Annotated in this window: 13 protein-coding genes; 9 read left to right on the top strand and 4 right to left on the bottom strand. The window is 67.1% G+C overall.

The annotated features are described in order from the left end of the window. The first annotated feature begins 222 nt into the window (after positions 1 to 222). Genes FZ025_RS00980 through FZ025_RS00970 form a run of 3 tightly spaced genes read left to right on the top strand, consistent with a single transcriptional unit; the run spans position 223 to position 2,299 of the window. The gene (locus FZ025_RS00980) at positions 223 to 1,227 is read left to right on the top strand and encodes a transglutaminase family protein (protein WP_104558883.1); all 1,005 of its coding nucleotides are present in this window, start codon (positions 223 to 225) and stop codon (positions 1,225 to 1,227) included. Between the two features lie 29 nt (positions 1,228 to 1,256). Further along, positions 1,257 to 1,949 carry a hypothetical protein gene (locus FZ025_RS00975; RefSeq protein ID WP_146093605.1) on the top strand — a complete coding sequence of 231 codons (693 nt, stop codon included), beginning with the start codon at positions 1,257 to 1,259 and terminating at the stop codon, positions 1,947 to 1,949. After that, positions 1,946 to 2,299, top strand: a complete 354-nt coding sequence (locus tag FZ025_RS00970) for a hypothetical protein (protein WP_046981891.1) — start codon at positions 1,946 to 1,948, stop codon at positions 2,297 to 2,299. Before FZ025_RS00975 ends, FZ025_RS00970 begins: the two co-directional genes overlap by 4 nt. Before the next feature lie 37 nt (positions 2,300 to 2,336). Here FZ025_RS00970 and FZ025_RS00965 read toward each other — a convergent pair whose 3' ends face one another. After that, positions 2,337 to 3,677 (bottom strand): ISL3 family transposase, encoded by a 1,341-nt coding sequence (locus FZ025_RS00965; RefSeq protein WP_046981890.1) that lies wholly within the window; start codon positions 3,675 to 3,677, stop codon positions 2,337 to 2,339. A 270-nt stretch (positions 3,678 to 3,947) separates the two neighbouring features. Beyond that, on the bottom strand, positions 3,948 to 4,541 hold the full coding sequence (locus FZ025_RS00960) for a hypothetical protein (protein WP_104558884.1): 594 nt from the start codon (positions 4,539 to 4,541) through the stop codon (positions 3,948 to 3,950). A 442-nt stretch (positions 4,542 to 4,983) separates the two neighbouring features. Between FZ025_RS00960 and FZ025_RS00955 the strand changes: the two genes are divergently transcribed. The 6 genes from FZ025_RS00955 (at position 4,984) to FZ025_RS00930 (ending at position 16,734) form a co-directional block, all read left to right on the top strand. Next, positions 4,984 to 6,666, top strand: a complete 1,683-nt coding sequence (locus tag FZ025_RS00955; RefSeq protein ID WP_046981179.1) for an OFA family MFS transporter — start codon at positions 4,984 to 4,986, stop codon at positions 6,664 to 6,666. A 19-nt stretch (positions 6,667 to 6,685) separates the two neighbouring features. Continuing rightward, positions 6,686 to 7,525, top strand: a complete 840-nt coding sequence (fdhD, locus tag FZ025_RS00950) for a formate dehydrogenase accessory sulfurtransferase FdhD (protein WP_046981178.1) — start codon at positions 6,686 to 6,688, stop codon at positions 7,523 to 7,525. Next, complete coding sequence (locus FZ025_RS00945; RefSeq protein WP_046981177.1) at positions 7,522 to 9,870, top strand: FdhF/YdeP family oxidoreductase; 2,349 nt, start codon at positions 7,522 to 7,524, stop codon at positions 9,868 to 9,870. Before fdhD ends, FZ025_RS00945 begins: the two co-directional genes overlap by 4 nt. Next, positions 9,860 to 10,108, top strand: coding sequence for a hypothetical protein (locus tag FZ025_RS00940; protein WP_046981176.1), 249 nt, complete (start codon positions 9,860 to 9,862; stop codon positions 10,106 to 10,108). The genes FZ025_RS00945 and FZ025_RS00940 overlap by 11 nt, the downstream gene beginning before the upstream one ends. A 697-nt stretch (positions 10,109 to 10,805) precedes the next feature. After that, a complete protein-coding gene (gene inaX / locus FZ025_RS00935) occupies positions 10,806 to 15,134 on the top strand; it encodes an ice nucleation protein (RefSeq protein ID WP_158185506.1) in 4,329 nt (1,442 codons plus the stop codon). Between the two features lie 319 nt (positions 15,135 to 15,453). After that, positions 15,454 to 16,734, top strand: a complete 1,281-nt coding sequence (locus FZ025_RS00930) for an MFS transporter (protein WP_104558822.1) — start codon at positions 15,454 to 15,456, stop codon at positions 16,732 to 16,734. A 116-nt stretch (positions 16,735 to 16,850) separates the two neighbouring features. On the opposite strand, the gene FZ025_RS00925 is transcribed toward FZ025_RS00930, so the two are convergent. Further along, entirely contained in the window at positions 16,851 to 18,155 is a 1,305-nt protein-coding gene (locus FZ025_RS00925) for an NAD(P)/FAD-dependent oxidoreductase (protein WP_104558823.1), read from the bottom strand. A 100-nt stretch (positions 18,156 to 18,255) separates the two neighbouring features. Beyond that, positions 18,256 to 19,635 carry a glutamine synthetase family protein gene (locus FZ025_RS00920; RefSeq protein ID WP_104558824.1) on the bottom strand — a complete coding sequence of 460 codons (1,380 nt, stop codon included), beginning with the start codon at positions 19,633 to 19,635 and terminating at the stop codon, positions 18,256 to 18,258. Positions 19,636 to 19,814: the final 179 nt, after the last annotated feature.

Here is a 19,814-nt window from a genome sequence, read left to right as displayed (position 1 = left end):
CAGCCGTTTTTTTTAAAAAAAATGGGTATCCGGATTTTAGTGTGGGAAGCCTGCTCTAGCCCCTTCTTCCCTGTTTGCTCTTGCTTGTAGGTTTCTGGCTTCTGCTGGCTTCTGCTGGCTTGCCTGCTTCTAGCCTTCCGTGTGGGTTTTGCTTGCAGACGAAATGGACAGCTTGCTCTCGGCGGGACTAGGATTGAGCCGTCAGGCAAAACGCAGGGACGCATGGGGAATAGGGTTCACCACCATTGGATCATTTGCCTGATCGGGCTATGTCTCGCAGTAGCGGTTTCGTCTGCTTCGGCCTCGGACCCGCTTGCGCCGCTGAGGACGCAGTTTGCGTTACCCGATGATCAAGTTGACTATGCCGCCGCCAAGCTGGTGGTGGACCGGCTGATTGACCCTGCCACCGACACAGCGGCTATCCGCCGCGAACTCGATCGCTGGGAGCGTGTCATCCGTGCGAATGTCCCTGTCGGCGCCAATGGTCGCCTGACGCTTGATGCGTTGCTCAAGACGCTCTACCAGCCGGGCTCCTGGAACGAGGGCAAGCCCTTCCGCTACGACCTCGACGATCCGCTGGGCAAGCTGCCGGCTAACAAGCGGCTTGCGACCTACTTGGCCACCCGCAAGGGCAACTGCGTATCGATGCCCATCCTGGTCGCAATCCTTGGCCAGCGCCTCGGCCTGACCATCACGCTGTCCACGGCCCCGGCACATGTCATGGCGATGTTCGCCGACGACACGCAGCAGGCCTGGGTGTACGTTGAGGCAACTGGCGGCGGCTACAAGCGGGACGAGAGCTACATCCGCGATACGGGGATCAGCCAGACCGCCCTCGACAACGAAATCTACCTGCGGCCGTTGCATCCGCACGAAAGCGTGGGTGTCATCGCCAGCACCCTGATGGAGCACTACGCCCGGGAAGGCCACGGGGATGCCCTGATGGAGGTCGCCGACTTGGCTTTGGCTGCCAATCTCAAGGACACCGTGGCGATGATCTGGAAGGCCAACGCCTACTACCTGCAAATCCAGGATCGCGATCAGCGGCCATACCCGGATGCGGCGGATATCCCGGCGAACAAGGTGCCGGACTACCGACGGCTGAGCCGGGAGAACCTGGCTTGGTTTGAGAAGGCGGAGGCGTTAGGCTGGGCGCAGAAGACACCCGAGCAGGAAGCGGCCTACCTGCAATCGGTTCGACACGAGAAGGCGAATAGGGGGCAATGATGCGGAACTTGAGTCTTACAGCATTGAGCATGGCACCCGCGGCAGTGTCTGGTGTGGCGGAAGCCCGCTGGCTCTCGGTTGATCCCGTGAAGGCGAACCCGAACAACGGGCAGAACTTCAATCGCTACTACTACGGGAATAACAATCCGTACAAGTTCGTTGACCCTGACGGACGTCGATCAGTAGTCAAGGATGGACAGATCTATATCCAACCCGAAGACAAGACGGTGCCGAGTCTTCCTGGCATCACGAACAATGTGGGCGCAGAAGGGTTCAGTCCTGGCGACTTCTCGTTCCATCAGTACAACGTTGTCACGCCGAGCAGTTTGACGCCTCAGCAGGCTGGCGATGGATTCCGCGGAAACCCTACTCCAGGTAGGGATATGCCAGCCACGCCAGGCGGCACGCGCAATAACGTCGGCAACATACCTGTTCGTGATGGTCCAAATTATGTCCGGTCATTCTCGGTTGCGTCGCCGGACCCCGCGAAATTTACGGATGTGACGGTGAACTACACAATCTCAGGTGAGCACAAGCTCACCGAGGGATTTGTGATGCGCTATGGAGAAATCAATCAGAACGGCAGTGTCATGCTTCGCAGTTACGGAGAAGGAAACAACTGGCACCAAAATCCCGCTCTTGAGTCGTATTGGAACCCGAAAGTGCAAGAGACGTGGCAACAGAACCAGCGTGAGATCATCAATACGATGACAGGCAAATGAAGGTGCGCAAGCTCAGCATCGCCTTTGCCATTACTGCGGCAATCGCAGTTGTAGCGCATTACTTTTCATTCAAAATGCGCTACGGCTGGTATACGACCGATGAGCAAGCCATGTTCTTGAACACCGGCTTTCTCATTTTGCTGGGTGTAATCGTGCTGTTATGGGCCTTCGCGCCTACGAAACTGGGTGTGGCGCTTATCGGTATCGCTGCGGTGGTGTTTCCTTGGGCGCTGAGGCCGGACACGTTTCCAGCGATCGACTTCCCCTTCGCAACGTTGTCGCTTATTCCCATTGCGTTATTAGTTGGCGCCACACACCTACGCTTACGCGACAAGCAAGCGGCCAGTTGATTCGGCAGATCCATCCATTGTGTCGCTCGTCGAGGGGCTACTCGAAATACCCCTCTTCGAGCAGCCGCACCAACGTCGGAATGTAAGGCCCGTATTCGACAACGCGACTCACGACCTTCCTGCGTGTTGCAGCACTGTGGGTCGCCTTGCTAAAGAACTCCGTCGATACCGGCGTGTCGTCCTCGACCACGATTTTTTCGACCACGGCCCCATCTTTGCGCGCCTTCTCGTTGTAGAGCATCCGCGCCCGGATCACCTCGAAGCTGTAGCCCCTGCCCATACGGTTCATGTCCTTGGCCAGTCGGTTGACGGATTCAGTATAGGCATTGGTGATGGGTTGCTCGAAGTAGGCGAAGATTTCGTCGTGCCAATTGTTAACGGCGGTGGTCAGGTCCTTGAACGTGGCCGTCAGCTCCGGCGGAATGTTGCCTAACCACGTCGCGCAGGCCGTTTCAGCCTCCGGACGGCTCTTGTGATCCCAGATCGACAGGAACCCTTCCTTGAGGGCGTGCGCCTCCCCGAGCTGGGGGAATTGGCGGAACCATTCCAAGGCACGCTCCATGTCCGCGCCCTTCAGAGCGTGCTGCCGCTTGAGCAGCAGGAAGCGCTCATCCTTCAGCTTGAGACGCTGCCGAGCTGGCAAGTCCTTGCGGATACGCTTGCGTAGCTTCTCCAAGGCATCGTTGGCCATTCGCTGGATATGGAAGCGATCGACCACAATCCGCGCTTGCGGCAGCGTGGCACGCACCACCTGCTTGTAGACGGCGTACATATCCATCGCCACCCACTCGATGGTGTCCTTGTCCCGCAGGCTGCGGAAATAGGGCAGCAGATCGGCTTTGGCTCGAGTCGGCCGGAGATCGAACACGGTCTTGCGCTCGATGTTGGTGATCATTGCCCGGTACTGACCGATGATCTTGAGTTCGTCGATCCCCAGGATGCGGGGCGTCCGGAACCTGACCTTGGCCTCGAACTCTTCGATGCAGTCGTCGAAGACGTGGCGTATCGTTTTCTCGTCCAAGTCCACTTCGCGAGCCAAGGCCGCGAAGGTCTTGGTGAAGCTCTGTTCCCGGATATAGTGCACCAGGCGGGCCGTGGCTTGGCGCTTGCCGTCGAAGTCGGCCACCGGCTCGAATAGGGTCTTGCTGCAGTTTGTGCAGCGATAGCGGCGGCGCTGGATGAACACCACGACCGGCTTGCCGTGCGTTGGCGTGTCCTGGAACGACTGCTCCTGCGAGCCGTGGCCGTGCAGCCGACCTTTCTTGCAAAGCGGGCAGATTGTCCAAGGCGATACACCTTCGGCTTTGACGATATAACGCTCGTCATCGCCCACGACTTCAAGTGTTTTGAGGCTACGCAACTGCAGGAAATCGGTCACTCAGCACCTTGGGCGAACCCACACTGAAATCCAATTTATAGATTGGCATGCTCACTCTCGATTCCAACACTAAAATCCGTTTTATGGGATGAGAGCTACAAGAGCTCCAAACCCCGAAACCCACACCAGATTCTGGATATCCAAAAAAATCGGCACTCTTTTTATCCAATCGCTTGACAGCGATTTGCCCCGGGACAGCATCCTCCCGTCCCGTCCCGTCCCGTCCCGTCCCGTCCCGTCCCGTCCCGTCCCGTCCCGAGCCCCGCGGACTCAGTCCGGCACGTACTCGGCAAAGGTGACCGGATGCCCGGGATCGGCGGCGTCCACCTTGTCGGCGGTCTTGCGCAGCGCATCGGCGCCCGGCGCCGGATCCGGATTCAGCTGCCAGCTCTGGCGGATGCGCTTGTGGAACAGCCAGGTCTTGCGCTCGGGTTCGTAGCGGAAGGTGATGAAGTAGGTCCAGTGCTGGCCGCAGGAGACGCCGTTCTGCACGGTGAAGTAGCGGCCCTTGGCCGCGAACGGATCGTCGCTGTCGGTGAACGGATCGCACTGGCCGCCATCGTCGCGCTTGAGCACCACGCGGTCGTTGCGCGCGGCCAGCCGGTAGTGGCCGTCGCCCTGCTGCACGACGATCAGCAGCGGCCGCGCCGGCGCCGGGTCGCGCTCGGCCTCGCCGCGTTGCTGCAGCGCCACCAGATAATCGGCGCGACCGTCCCCGTCCAGATCGGCGTGCAGCTGTGCCAGCGGCAGGTAGCCGGCCGGCAGCTGGCGCAGCACCTCGGCGGGCAGGTCGGCGGCGCATGCGCCATGCGTGGCGAGCAACAGGAGGCCGGCGGCGACGCCGACGCGGAGCGACAGGGGCATGGGCATGGGCGCGTTTCGGATGCGAAGGGGCGCAAAGCCTAACCGACGCGGCCGCAAACGGCGCGCCGGCGCTGCAGGCGCGCCGGTGTGCGTGGTTTTTTTGTTTGCAGATGTCTTTGCGGATTTGCCGAAGCGTCCTGGTTCCGAACAGGCGTGGCCGGCAACAGCGTCGGGGCTGAAGTCCAGTCCATAGCGCCACGCCGGCGGTTCCAGGCCGAAGCCGGCATCGGCCTGGCTGCCGGCGAGGCAGGCGGCGACCGCGGCATGGGTCGGTTCCTCCATGTGCGCTGGTGGGACTGTGCAGGGTCGCGCCAGCAGCCGTTGCAGCAACCATCCAGCGCTCGGCGCCGCCGCGCTTTCGTACTATGCTCGGCGCGCGCGGTTGCGTCCGCAATATGCGCTTCATCACATAACGATGCCGATGCGCTGAAAGGGGAATCGAATGAGCAACTCGAACGGCGCGGCGAGTTCCGCGCACATTGCCCATGCCGGCCTGCTGTCGAAGGAACGCATCGTCGCCAGGCCGGGTTTCAACCGCTGGCTGGTGCCGCCGGCGGCGCTGGCGATCCATCTGTGCATCGGCATGGCCTACGGTTTCAGCGTGTTCTGGCTGCCGCTGTCCAAGGCGCTGGGGATCAGCGAGGCGCTGGCGTGTCCGGTCGACATGGGCTTGTTCGCGCGCATCGTGTCGGCCAGCTGCGACTGGAAGATCAGCGAACTGCAGTGGATGTACACGCTGTTCTTCGTGCTGCTGGGCTGCTCGGCGGCGTTGTGGGGCGGCTGGCTGGAGCGCGCCGGGCCGCGCAAGGCCGGCGTGGTCTCGGCGCTGTGCTGGTGCGGCGGGCTGGTGATCTCGGCGCTGGGCATCCATCTGCACCAGATCTGGCTGCTGTGGCTGGGCTCGGGCGTGATCGGCGGCATCGGCCTGGGGCTGGGCTACATCTCGCCGGTGTCGACCCTGATCAAGTGGTTCCCGGACCGCCGCGGCATGGCCACCGGCATGGCGATCATGGGTTTCGGCGGCGGCGCGATGATCGGCAGCCCGCTGGCCGATGCGTTGATGCGCCATTTCGCCGGCCCGGCATCGGTGGGGGTGATGCAGACCTTCCTGGTCATGGCCGCGCTGTATTTCGTGTTCATGATGGCCGGCGCGTTCGGCTACCGGGTGCCGCCGAGCGGTTGGACGCCGGCCGGCTGGAGCGCGCCGGCGTCCAGCGCCAATGCGATGATCACCGCCCACCACGTGCACGTGAACAAGGTCTGGGGCATCCCGCAGTTCTGGCTGCTGTGGGGCGTGCTGTGCCTGAACGTGTCGGCCGGCATCGGCGTGATCGGCATGGCCTCGCCGATGCTGCAGGAGGTGTTCGGCGGCCGCCTGATCGGCGTGGACGCCGGCTTCGGCGGCCTGGACACCGCGCAGCTGGCGGCCATCGCCGCCATCGCCGCCGGCTTCACCGGCCTGCTCAGCCTGTTCAACATTGGCGGGCGCTTCTTCTGGGCCAGCATGTCCGACAAGCTCGGCCGCAAGCACACCTACAGCCTGTTCTTCGTGCTCGGCATCGCCCTGTACGCGGCGGCGCCGTGGGCCGGCAAGGTCGGCGGCAGCGCGCTGTTCGTGGGCATCTTCTGCGTGATCCTGTCGATGTACGGCGGCGGCTTCGCCACCATTCCGGCCTACCTGGCCGACCTGTTCGGCACGCAGATGGTCGGCGCCATCCATGGGCGCCTGCTGACCGCCTGGGCCACCGCCGGCATCCTCGGCCCGGTGGTGGTCGGCTATATGCGCGAGTACCAGTTGGGCCTGGGCGTGCCGCCGTCACAGGTGTACAACACGACCATGTACATCCTGGCCGGGATGCTGGTGCTGGGCCTGATCTGCAACCTGCTGGTACGGCCGGTGGCGGCCAGGCACTTCATGACCGCGGAAGAATTGGCCGAGGAAAAGCGCCTGGCGCACGAGAAGGTCGGCAACAGCGGCCAGCCGGCGCTGGATGCGGCGCAGCTGGCGCAGGTCGGCCATGGCGGCAACCCGCTGCTGGTGGCGCTGGCCTGGCTGGCGGTCGCGGTGCCGATGCTGTGGGGCATCTCGGTGACCTTGCAGAAGGCGTTCGTGCTGTTCCACTGATCCGGAGGGGGGCGTCACCATGTACTCGCGTGCGTCTTCCCGGCCCGGCGCCGTCGCGCGCGGCGTGCGCCGCCATCACGACGGGCGCAGCGCCGTCACCCAGGATCTGGTGGCGGCCGAGGTGCCGGTGGCGTTCGCCTACAACGGCGAGCCGTTCGTGGTGATGATGGCCACCCCGGAAGACCTGCACGACTTCGCGCTGGGCTTCTCGCTCAGCGAAGGCATCGTCGAGGACCCGGCGCAGCTGCGCATCGTCGGCGTGGACACCTTTCTGGAAGGGATTTCGCTGCAATTGCAGATCCCGCCCGCACATGCCGCGGCCCTGCAGGCACGGCGCCGCAACCTGCAGGGCCGCAGCGGCTGCGGCGTGTGCGGCAGCGAATCGATCGAGGCGGTGCTGCGCGCGCCGCGGCCGCTGCCGGCCGGCACCGAGATCGCGCCGGCGGCGCTGGCCCGCGCCTTGCGCGAGTTGCGCCAGCAGCAGCCGCTCAATGCGCTCACCGGTGCCACCCACGCCGCGGGATGGGCCGACGCCGAGGGATGCGTGCAGCTGGCGCGCGAGGACGTCGGCCGGCACAACGCGCTGGACAAGCTGATCGGCGCGCTGGCCACGGCTGGCCTGGACCCGGCCAGCGGTTTCGCCGTGGTCACCAGCCGCGCCAGCTACGAGATGGCGATGAAGGCCGCGCAGGCCGGCATCCCGCTGCTGGCCGCCATTTCCGCCCCCACCGCGCTGGCGATCGCGCTGGCCGACAGCGCCGGCCTGACCCTGATCGGTTTCGCCCGCGACCACGATTACGTCGTCTATAGCCATCCGCAGCGCCTGTATCAGGCCGCGCACGCCGGAGCGCCCGCATGAGCAAGAAAACCATCCAGCCGTATACGCAGCCGGCCGGCGGCTGGGGCGCGCTGCGCGCCGTCGCCACCCACCTGCTGCAGCAGGACGTGGCGGTGCAGGGGGCCAAGACCCTGCTGCACGCCAATCAGCCCGACGGCTTCGACTGCCCCGGCTGCGCCTGGCCCGACCGCGACCACACCTCGACCTTCGAATTCTGCGAGAACGGCGCCAAGGCGGTGGCGGCCGAAGCCACCGCACGCCGTGCCACCCCGGCGCTGTTCGCGCAGTACAGCGTCGCGCAGCTGGCCAAGTACAGCGACTACTGGCTGGAAGGGCAGGGCCGGCTGACCCATCCGCTGCGCTACGACAGCGCCAGCGACCATTACGTGCCGGTGGGCTGGGACGAGGCGTTCGCGCTGATCGCCGGGCACCTCAACGGCCTGGCCTCGCCGGACGAGGCGATCTTCTACACCTCCGGGCGCACCAGCAACGAGGCCGCGTTCCTGTACCAGCTGTTCGTGCGCGCGTTCGGCACCAACAACTTCCCGGACTGCTCGAACATGTGCCACGAGCCGTCGGGCACCGCGCTGAAGTCGCAGATCGGGGTCGGCAAGGGCACGGTGTCGCTGCACGACTTCGAGTTGGCCGATGCGATCTTCATCTTTGGCCAGAACCCGGGCACCAACCATCCGCGCATGCTCGGCGAGCTGCGCCAGGCGGCCAGGCGCGGCGCGGCGATCGTGTCGTTCAATCCGCTGCGCGAACGCGGCCTGGAGAAGTTCGCCGATCCGCAGGACAAGCTGCAGATGCTGCACAACGGCTCCACGCGGATCTCCTCGGACTATTTCCAGCTGAAGATCGGCGGCGACCTGGCCGCGGTCAAGGGCATCATCAAGCACGTGCTGGAGCGCGATGCCGAAGCGGCGCGGGAGGCGCAGCCGCGCCTGCTTGACCTGGAGTTCATCGCCCAGCACACCGCCAACTTCGACGCCTTCGCCGCGGAGGTGATCGCCGAGCCGTGGGCCACCATCGTCGAAGAATCCGGGCTGAGCGAGGCCGAGCTGCGCCACGCCGGCGAGATCTACCTGAAGTCCGAGCGGCTGATCGCCTGCTGGGGCATGGGCATCACCCAGCACAAGCATTCGGTGGCCACGATCCACATGATCGCCAACCTGCTGCTGCTGCGCGGCCATCTGGGCCGCCCCGGCGCCGGCGCCTGCCCGGTGCGCGGCCACAGCAACGTGCAGGGCGACCGCACGATGATGATCTACGAGCAGCCGCCGGCCGCGTTCCTGGACCGGCTTCAGGCGGTGTTCGGTTTCGAGCCGCCGCGCGCATCCGGCTTCGATACGGTCGGCGCGATCGAGGCCATGCGCGACGGGCGGGCCAGGACCTTCTTCGGCATGGGCGGCAACTTCGCCACCGCCACTCCCGACACCGAGGCCACGCACCGCGCGCTGCGCCGCTGCCAGCTCACCGTGCACGTGACCACCAAGCTCAACCGCAGCCACCTGGTGCACGGCCGCGACGCGCTGATCCTGCCGTGCCTGGGCCGCACCGAGATCGACATCCAGGAGGGCGGCCCGCAGAGCGTCAGCGTCGAGGACTCGATGAGCATGGTGCACCTGTCGGCCGGGATCAATCCGCCGGCTTCGGCGCAGCTGCTGTCGGAGCCGGCGATCGTCGCGCGCCTGGCCGAGGCCACCCTCGGCGCGCGTAGCGCGATCCGCTGGCGCTGGCTGGTGGCCGACTACGACCGCATCCGCGAGCTGATCGCGCAGGTGTTCGAGGACTTCGCCGACTTCAACGCGCGGGTGCGCGTGCCCGGCGGCTTCCGCCTGTCCAACAGCGCGCGCGACCGCGTGTGGGCGACGCCGGAAGGCCGCGCGGTGTTCAAGGTGCACGCGGTGCCGACCGACAACCCGATCCACCGCGCGCGCCGCCAGCGCCCGCAGCAGCCGGTGTTCATCCTGGCCACCACGCGCTCGCACGACCAGTACAACACCACCATCTACGGCCTGGACGACCGCTACCGCGGCGTGTTCGGCGAGCGCCGGGTGCTGTTCATCAACGCCGCCGACATCGCCGATCTGGGCCTGCAGGCCGGCGCCTGGGTGGACCTGGAAAGCCTCGGCGAGGATGGCGTGCAGCGCCAGGCCAAGCGTTTCCTGCTGGTCGAGTACAACATCCCGCGCGGCTGCCTGGCCGCCTACTATCCCGAGACCAATGGCCTGGTGCCGTTGTCCAGCTTCGCCGACGAGGCGCGCACGCCGACCTCCAAGTCGATCCCGGTGGTGGTGACCCCGCACCTGGCCGAGGCCGCCGCCGCGGTGCCGCGCGACATCGGCGTGGCGCTTGTCCGCTGATCCGGCGCTGACCCGGGCGCTGTTCGAGGCATTGGCGCCGGAGCCGGAAGGCGTCGCCCTGGCGCGGCTGTGCAAGCGCCTGGGCGTGCGCATGAGCGTGCTGCTGCGCACCCTGGCGTGGCTGGGCGAAGCCAACCTGGACGGGCGTGCGGGGCCGGGCTGGATCCGGGTGGAGACGCGCGGCGAACGCGAGGTGGCGGTGCTGACCGCGGCCGGCCGCGCGCAACTTCCGCACTGAGCGCGGCGCGCGCCGGCCGGCGCGGCAAGGCCGTGCCGTCGCGTTGCGATGGCGATCCTTGCCCGAGCGGCGCGCAGCGACCGCGTTCATTCCAGGCCATTCCGTTCGCCGGCAACGGCAGCCCACCCGCACCTGCGGCGTTGGTGCGCAGGCAGCGGCGGCGCTCGTTGCAGCGAGGTGTCCTTGCCGCAATCCTGCAATCTCGGGTTCCGTCGCGTCTCTGGAATCCGGTCGCCTGGCGGTATGGGCGAGTTCGAATTTGCGACGTTAAGCGCCGCACAATAATAATGCCGATTAATTCGCATTATACGAAAATATAATCAAGGCACTTCTGTGGGGAAGTGATCCAGTTGCGTTTTCATGGATTTGGAGCGCTGAAATATTGTCCAGTCTCACTCTGTGAGACGGTCGGATTCGACGCTGCGGACAGCGTTTCCACGAACCGGATCGAAGCGATCGATCGCGTGCGAGCCATGCCGCTGCGGCGCTATTTCTGGAAAAGACGGTGCCGCATGGCTGGAACGTCCATTTCGTGGAAATGCAGGAAGGACTTCGCCAGGCGCATTTGGCGATTGCCCATGCCGGCTGGCGGTCGCAGCCAGAATGGATGAGATACACGTCGTTTCCCGTTTATCGGTCGCTGAGTCGGCCTGGGGAATATCATTTTTTGGCGAGCATATTCTATGAGGGCAATACGATGATTGTTGACAAGCTATTGGTGCTGCGGACATGCGCCAACGATATGGCCGACCATTGTGGCCTGGTCTGGCCGATGTCCGGCCATGTCGAGTGCAAGTACTGGAAACCGTCGAGGCAGCACGAGAATGGGCTTACCGGCTTGCTGTGGGGCAAGGGCGTCGGGGCGCATCTGAGCGCGCATGCCGATGCCCGATGGGTCGTCTGCGAAGTCGCCATCGACGATGCGCTGCCGTTGGCCGAGGAGGGAATGACGAAATTTCCCAAGGCCGAAGTGGTTTTCGTCGGCAACCGCAGCGCTGCGCTGGAATACATCGCCAACAACATCCAGTTCTATGAAGCCGCAGCCGCAGGGGCAGCCGCACCGGCCGATCCGGTGAATTCTCAGGCGCCGCAGCTGGAGCGGCTCGCCGCGGCAACCGCGGCAACCGTAGCAACCGCAGCGACCCAGGCAACGCCGGCGACGCAGGCAACCCCGGCAACTCCGATCGTCCCGGTTGGCGGGGCGGATCCCTTGGAACAGCGTCATGAAGTGGTTTCAAAAAAAACCGAAACGGCTGTTTATGGCAGTACGCTCACCGGCGCAGACCAGAGTCGACTCATTGCGGGCTATGGCAGTACCGAAACCGCCGGTGATCACAGCGACCTGATTGCCGGCTATGGCAGTACCGGTACTGCGGGATCCGATAGTTCCATCCTTGCAGGATATGGCAGCACCCAGACCGCCGCGGAAAGGAGCACGCTGACGGCGGGCTACGGCAGCACGCAGACGGCGCAGGAAGGCAGCCGCCTCACCTCCGGCTACGGTAGTACCGCAACCACAGGCGCCGACAGCGCCTTGATCTCCGGCTACGGCAGCACGCAAACCGCCGGTAGCGAGAGTTCGCTGACGGCCGGGTATGGCAGCACGCAGACGGCACGAAAGGGCAGCGACATCACCGCCGGCTACGGCAGCACCGGCACCGCCGGGTCCGACAGTTCGTTGATCGCCGGCTACGGCAGCACGCAGACCGCCGGCGGCGACAGCTCGCTGACGGCCGGGTATGGCAGCACGCAGACGGCACGAAAGGGCAGCGACATCACCGCCGGCTACGGCAGCACCGGCACCGCCGGCGCCGACAGCACGCTGATCGCCGGCTACGGCAGCACCCAGACCGCCGGCGGCGACAGCTCGCTGACCGCCGGGTATGGCAGCACACAGACGGCACGGCAGGGCAGCGACATCACCGCCGGCTATGGCAGCACCGGCACCGCCGGCGCCGACAGTTCGTTGATCGCCGGCTATGGCAGCACGCAGACCGCCGGTAGCGAGAGTTCGCTGACGGCCGGCTACGGCAGCACGCAGACGGCGCGGCAGGGCAGCGACATCACCGCCGGCTATGGCAGCACCGGCACCGCCGGGTCCGACAGTTCGTTGATCGCCGGCTATGGCAGCACCCAGACCGCCGGTAGCGAGAGTTCGCTGACCGCCGGGTATGGCAGTACCCAAACAGCCCAGGAGGACAGTTCCCTCACCACCGGCTACGGCAGTACCTCGACAGCGGGTCATGACAGTTCGTTGATCGCCGGCTATGGCAGCACGCAGACCGCTGGTTACGACAGCACCCTGACGGCGGGCTATGGCAGCACGCAAACAGCCCAGGAGGACAGTTCCCTTACCACCGGCTACGGCAGTACCTCGACGGCCGGTCACGACAGCACGCTGATCGCCGGCTACGGCAGCACGCAGACCGCCGGCGGCGACAGCTCGCTGACCGCCGGGTATGGCAGCACACAGACGGCACGGCAGGGCAGCGACATCACCGCCGGCTACGGCAGCACCGGCACCGCCGGCGCCGACAGCACACTGATCGCCGGCTACGGCAGCACGCAGACCGCCGGCGGCGACAGCTCGCTGACCGCCGGGTATGGCAGCACACAGACGGCACGGCAGGGCAGCGACATCACCGCCGGCTATGGCAGTACCGGCACCGCCGGGGCCGACAGCACGCTGATCGCCGGCTACGGCAGCACCCAGACCGCCGGCGGCGACAGCTCGCTGACCGCCGGCTACGGCAGCACGCAGACGGCGCGGCAGGGCAGCGACATCACCGCCGGCTACGGCAGCACCGGCACCGCCGGGGCCGACAGCACGCTGATCGCCGGCTACGGCAGCACCCAGACCGCCGGCAGCGAGAGTTCGCTGACCGCCGGCTACGGCAGCACGCAGACGGCGCGGCAGGGCAGCGACATCACCGCCGGCTACGGCAGCACCGGCACCGCCGGGTCCGACAGCACGTTGATCGCCGGCTACGGCAGCACCCAGACCGCTGGCGGCGACAGCTCGCTGACCGCCGGCTACGGCAGCACGCAGACGGCGCGGCAGGGCAGCGACATCACCGCCGGCTACGGCAGCACCGGCACCGCCGGGGCCGACAGCACGCTGATCGCCGGCTACGGCAGCACCCAGACCGCCGGCGGCGACAGCTCGCTGACCGCCGGGTATGGCAGCACACAGACGGCACGGCAGGGCAGCGACATCACCGCCGGCTATGGCAGTACCGGCACCGCCGGGGCCGACAGCACGTTGATCGCCGGCTACGGCAGCACCCAGACCGCCGGCGGCGACAGCTCGCTGACCGCCGGGTATGGCAGCACACAGACGGCACGGCAGGGCAGCGACATCACCGCCGGCTATGGCAGTACCGGCACCGCCGGGGCCGACAGCACGTTGATCGCCGGCTACGGCAGCACCCAGACCGCCGGCGGCGACAGCTCGCTGACCGCCGGCTACGGCAGCACGCAGACGGCGCGGCAGGGCAGCGACATCACCGCCGGCTACGGCAGCACCGGCACCGCCGGGGCCGACAGCACGCTGATCGCCGGCTACGGCAGCACCCAGACCGCCGGCAGCGACAGCTCGCTGACCGCCGGCTACGGCAGCACGCAGACGGCGCGAAAGGGCAGCGACATCACCGCCGGCTATGGCAGTACCGGCACCGCCGGCGCCGACAGTTCATTGATCGCCGGCTATGGCAGCACGCAAACCGCTGGCTACGACAGCACCCTCACCGCCGGTTATGGCAGTACCCAAACCGCCCAGCAGGACAGTACGCTCACCGCCGGCTACGGCAGCACCTCGACCGCCGGTCACGACAGCTCGCTGATCGCCGGCTATGGCAGCACCCAGACCGCAGGCTACAACAGCGTCCTGACCACAGGCTACGGCAGCACCCAGACGGCGCAGGAGAGCAGCTCTCTGACCGCCGGCTACGGCAGCACCTCGACCGCCGGCCACGAAAGCACGCTGACCGCCGGCTACGGCAGCACGCAAACCGCTGGCTACAAAAGCACGCTGACCGCGGGCTATGGCAGCAACTCGACCGCCGGTCACGAGAGCTCGTTGATCGCCGGCTACGGCAGTACCCAGATCGCGGGCTACGAGAGCACGTTGACCGCAGGGTATGGGAGTTCGCTGACCGCTCAAGAAAACAGTTCGCTCACTGCTGGTTACGGCAGCACCGAGCTCGCCGGATACTCGAGTTCGCTGATCGCCGGCTACGGCAGTTCCCAGACCGCAGGTTACGAGAGCACGCTGACCGCAGGGTATGGCAGCACCCAGATGGCAGAACACAGCAGTTCGCTCATTGCCGGCTACGGCAGCACGGGAACCGCTGGGCAAGACAGTTCGCTGATCGCGGGCTACGGCAGCAGCTTGACCAGCGGGGTGCGCAGCTTTCTGACCGCAGGCTACGGCAGCAACCAGATTGCCAGCTATGGCAGCTCGCTGATCGCAGGCCATGACAGCGTTCAAATTGCCGGCCACAAAAGCATGCTGATCGCGGGCAAGGGAAGCTCCCAGACCGCAGGGTCTCGCAGTACGCTCATCGCCGGTTCCGCCAGCTTCCAGACTGCAGGCGATCGCAGCAAGCTGATCGCTGGCGCCGACAGCACCCAGACCGCAGGCGATCGCAGCAAACTGTTGGCCGGACGCAACAGCCATCTCACCGCTGGCGACAGAAGCAAGCTCACGGCCGGGGACGACTGCACGCTGATGGCGGGAGATCGCAGCAAGCTGACGGCCGGCAAGAACAGTGTCCTGACGGCCGGCGCGCGCAGCAGGCTCATCGGCAGTCTGGGGTCGACGCTGACCGGCGGAGAGAATTCGACGCTCATTTTCCGCTGCTGGGACGGCGAACGCTACACCAATGTCATTGCCGCCACCGGCGAAGATGGCGTGGAGGCCGACATCCCTTACCAGATCGATGAAGACGGGAACATCGTCGGAAAAGCGGAAGAGGCGGCGCTGGACTGCGACATCGGCGCTTGCGAGGATGCGCCGCAACCCTGAACGCGGCGGCCGCGGCGCGAGCCGTCGGCGTCCAGGGCCGCACTGCGGCCGAACGCGCTGGAACGGCGCCGGATCGTGCGGCAGAGAAAGCGCGTTGCCGGTGCGGGCGATCGCCCGGACGTTGGATGGCGGCGGCCGCGCTGTCCTGCCTTGTCCGCTGCGTCCACGCCGGCGTGGAGCGTGGCGTCCGGCAGTGGCCTGCGCGCGGCCGTTGCCGGACTGGCGGGTTTGCGATGACAGCGCCGATAGTGTCGACAGCGGCGCTGCGCCACACGCACCGATCTGCCAAAATCGGCGGCTCCCCATCGATGCCGAGTCCATGACCGCTGCCGCGCTTCCCGCTTCGCCCGTCAATTCGCCGCGCCGCGTGCTGTTGGCCAGCCTGGTCGGCACCACCATCGAGTTCTTCGATTTCTACATCTACGCCACCGCCGCGGTGCTGGTGTTTCCGACCCTGTTTTTCCCGGCCGGCGATGCCGGCGCGGCCAGGCTGCAATCGCTGGCGACGTTCGCCGTGGCCTTCGTTGCGCGGCCGCTGGGTTCGGCGCTGTTCGGCCATTTCGGCGACCGCGTCGGGCGCAAGGCCACGTTGGTGGCGGCGCTGCTGACCATGGGCCTGTCGACGGTGCTGATCGGGCTGTTGCCCGGCTATGCCAGCATCGGCATGTGGGCGCCGGTACTGCTGGTGCTGTGCCGCTTCGGCCAGGGCCTGGGGCTGGGCGGGGAATGGGGCGGGGCGGTGTTGCTGGCGACCGAGAACGCGCCGCCCGGCAAGCGCGCCTGGTACGGCATGTTCCCGCAGTTGGGCGCGCCGCTGGGGTTCCTGCTGTGCTCGGGCATCTTCCTGCTGCTCGGCGCGCTGCTCGACGATGCGCAGTTCATGCGCTGGGGCTGGCGCATTCCGTTCGTGGCCAGTTCGTTGCTGGTGGCGACCGGGCTGTGGGTGCGCCTGCGCATCCACGAGACCCCCGATTTCCAGCGCGCGCTGGACTGCGGCGAGCGGGTGCGCCTGCCGATGTGGACGGTGCTGTCGCGGCATGCCGGAGCGATGCTGCTGGGCACGTTGGGGGTGTTCGCGACCTTCGTGCTGTTCTACCTGATGACCGTGTTCGCGCTGGGCTACGGCACCTCGGCGCTGGGCTACAGCCGCGCGCAGTTCCTGCTGCTGCAGATGGTCGGCATCGTGTTCTTCGCCATCGGCATCCCGCTGTCGGCGCACTACGGCGATCGCCGCGGTGCGCGCCTGACGATGATCCTGGCCAGCATCGTCATCGTCCTGTTCGGGCTGGGATTCGCGCCGCTGTTCCAGGCCGGGCAGCCGTGGCAGGTGCTGTGCTTCCTGTCGCTTGGATTCTTGTTCATGGGCCTGACCTACGGGACATGCGGTACCTTGCTGGCCGAGCTGTACCCGGTGTCGGTGCGCTATACCGGCGCCTCGCTGTCGTTCAACCTGGCCGGCATCATCGGCGCGGCGCCGGCGCCGTACCTGGCGACCTGGCTGGCCGAGCGCTACGGTCTGCCGTGGGTGGGCTATTACCTCAGTGTCGCGGCACTGCTGACCTTGCTGGCGCTGCTGGCGATGCGCAACCAGCGCCGCTGAGCGGACCGGCGCTCAGGCCGCACGCTCGACCGGTTGCGCGCGCCGGCCTTGGCCAGGGACAGGTGCTTGTGTGCTTGCCGGCGGCGGATGCAGCGCGTCGCGCGCGGCGGGCGCCGTCACCACAGCGCGTCGCGCAGCTTGTACCAGGACATCGCCGCCACCAGCAGCGGCGTGCGCAACACACGGCCGCCGGGGAACGGCGCGTGCGGGATTTTGGCGAACAGGTCCAGGCGCTGCGACTGCCCGGCGATGGCTGCGGCGATGGCATCGCCGGCCAGGCCGGTGGCGGCCACGCCATGGCCGGAGAAGCCCTGCGCGAAGTACACATTCGGCGTCAGCCGGCCCCAGTGCGGGGCGCGATTGCGGGTGATGTCGACATAGCCGCCCCACACGTACTCCAGCTCGACCTCGCGCAGCTGCGGGAACACCCGGCGCATGCGCCGGGTCATGACCCCGCGCAGGCCCGGCGGCGGCAGCGACGAATAGCTGGCGCGGCCGCCGAACAGCAGGCGGTGGTCGCGGCTGAGGCGGAAATAGTCCAGCGCCCAGTTCACGTCGGCCACCGCCATGTCGTTGCCGATCAGCTCGCGCGCCAGCGCCGCGCCCAGTGGCGCGCTGGCGCCGATGTAGGTGCCGACCGGCATGATCCGCGATTCCAGTTCCGGCGCGATGCCGCGCAGCCAGGCGTTGCCGGCCAGCACCGCGAAATCGGCCTGGACCTCGCCGTGCGCGCTGCGCAGGATCGGCCGCGCGCCGCGCACCAGCGCGGTCACCGGCGAGCGCTCGTAGATGCGCACGCCGGCGGCCAGCGCCGCGCGTGCCAGCCCGTGCGCGTATTCGAGCGGGTGCAGATGGCCGCTGGCCGGATCGTACATCGCGCCCAGGTAGCGCTCGCTGCGCAGCTGTTCGCGCAACTGGTCGCGGTCCCACCACTGCAGCGGATAGTCGTAGCGCTGCGCCATCTCGGCGATGCCGGCCTGCAGCGCGCGCACCTGGCGCGGCTTGATCGCCACGTGCGCATGGCCGTCGCGCCAGTCGCAGGCGATGGCGTGGCGCTGGATGCGCTCGCGCAGCAACTGCATGCCGTCGCGCGAGAAGTCGAACAGCCGCCGCGCCTCGGCGTGGCCGAGCAGCGCTTCCAGCGTGTGCTGCTCGCAGCCGTAGCCGACGATGGCCTGGCCGCCGTTGCGCCCGGACGCGCCCCAGCCCACGCGCTGCGCTTCCACGATGGCGACCTGGTAGCCGGCCTCGGCCAGCGCCAGCGCCGTGCTCAGCCCGGTATAGCCGGCGCCGAGAATGCATACGTCGGCCCGCACCTGGCCGCGCAGCGGCGGCTGCGGCGGCAGTGGCGTGGCGCTGTCGGTGTACCAGGAGCCGGGAATCGGGAGCCGGGAATCGGGAATCGTGGAAGAGCGGGTCATGGTGGCGAGTTGCTGGGAAGGGGAATCATGGGGGTCAGCCTCCGGATGTTTGGCGTTTGCTTTTTCGATTCCCCATTCCCGATTCCCCATTCCCGGCTTTTCACACTGTGCGCAGATACCACCGATAATCCAGATCGCTCACCTGCGCATGGAAATCCAGCATCTCGCGGCGTTTCTGCTGGCCGTAGACGTGGCGGAAGCGGGCACCGAACTGCTCGGCGACGAAGTCGCTGGCGAGGAAGCCGGCGATCGCGCCGCGCCAGTCCGGGTGGCGGATCTCGGTCTGTTCGTAGGCGTTGCCCTGCACCGGCGGGCCGGGGTCGAAGCCATGCTGCAGGCCGTGCTCGATGCCGGCCAGCACCGCCGCGGCGACCAGATACGGATTGGCGTCGGCGCCGGCGATGCGGTGCTCGATGCGGGTATTGGCCGGGTCGCTGTACGGCACCCGCATCGCCACGGTGCGGTTGTTGAAGCCCCAACTGTCGTTGAGCGGCACGAACGCATTGGGCACGAAGCGGCGGTAGCTGTTGGCGTGCGGGGCGAACAGCAGCAGGCAGTCGTCGGCGCTGCGCTGCAGGCCGCCGATGGCGTGGCGCAGCGCGTCGGCCGGCGCCTGCGCGGTGCCGGCGAAGACGTTGTCCCCGGCGGCGTCGAGCAGGCTCACGTGCAGGTGCAGGCCGCTGCCGGACTGCGCGGCGAACGGCTTGGCCATGAAGCTGGCGAGCAAACCCTGCTGCTGCGCGATCGCCTTGATCGCGCGCTTGAGCATCAGCGCGTCGTCGCAGGCGGCCAGCGCGTCGCCGCGGTGCTTGAGGTTGATCTCGAACTGGCCGGGCGCGTATTCGGCGACCGCGGTATCGGCGGGGATGCCCTGCGCGCGGCAGGCCTGCGCGACCGCGTCGGTGAAGCCGCGCTGGTCGTCCAGCTCCTGCATGTAATAGACCTGGGTGCTGTCGTTGCGCAGCCCGGTGTGCGCCTGCAGGGGCGGCTGCGGCCGGCCGTTGGCGTCGGCACGCGGATCGAACAGGTAGAACTCCAGCTCCACCGCGATCACCGCGGTCAGCCCGCGCGCGCGCAATCGCTCCAGTACCCGCGCCAGCACCTCGCGCGGGGCGAAGTCCAGCGGGCCGCCGGCGCCGTCGCGCATCGCCAGCAGCAGCTGCGCCGACGGCACCGGCGCCCACGGCACCGGCTGCAGCGTGCCGGGTATCGGGAAGCACAGCCGGTCCTCGTCGCCGATGGCGTAGCCCAGGCCGGTTTCCTCGACCGTATTGCCGGTGATGTCGGTGGCGATCAGCGACATCGGCAGGCACACCCCGTCGCGATAGACCTTGTCCAGCGCGTCGCGGGTGATGCGCTTGCCGCGCAGCAGGCCATTGCTGTCCGGCAGCAGCAGGTCGATCTGTTCGCAGCCGGGGATGCGTTGCAGGGCCTGGGCGGCGTCCGGGGGCAGCAGCGGAGCGTCGTGGGTGCGGGTCATGGCGGCGGCCTGCGGGAGTGCGCCGAGCTTAGCAGAGCCGGGGCCGCGTCAAGAATACTCAACAGGCGCATGCGCCGGACGAAGCGGGCACGACGCGCGCCGGATCCGCGTGCCTGCCGCTTCGTCCTGTAATAAAGCACGCCGTGCCTGATGCGGGTAGCGTCCGCACACACGCGCCG

Source organism: Xanthomonas hyacinthi (genome assembly GCF_009769165.1).
In the GTDB taxonomy this organism is placed as follows: Bacteria; Pseudomonadota; Gammaproteobacteria; order Xanthomonadales; family Xanthomonadaceae; genus Xanthomonas_A; species Xanthomonas_A hyacinthi.
Note: the sequence above shows the minus strand (reverse complement) of the source record. Positions and strands in the feature narration are given on the sequence as shown.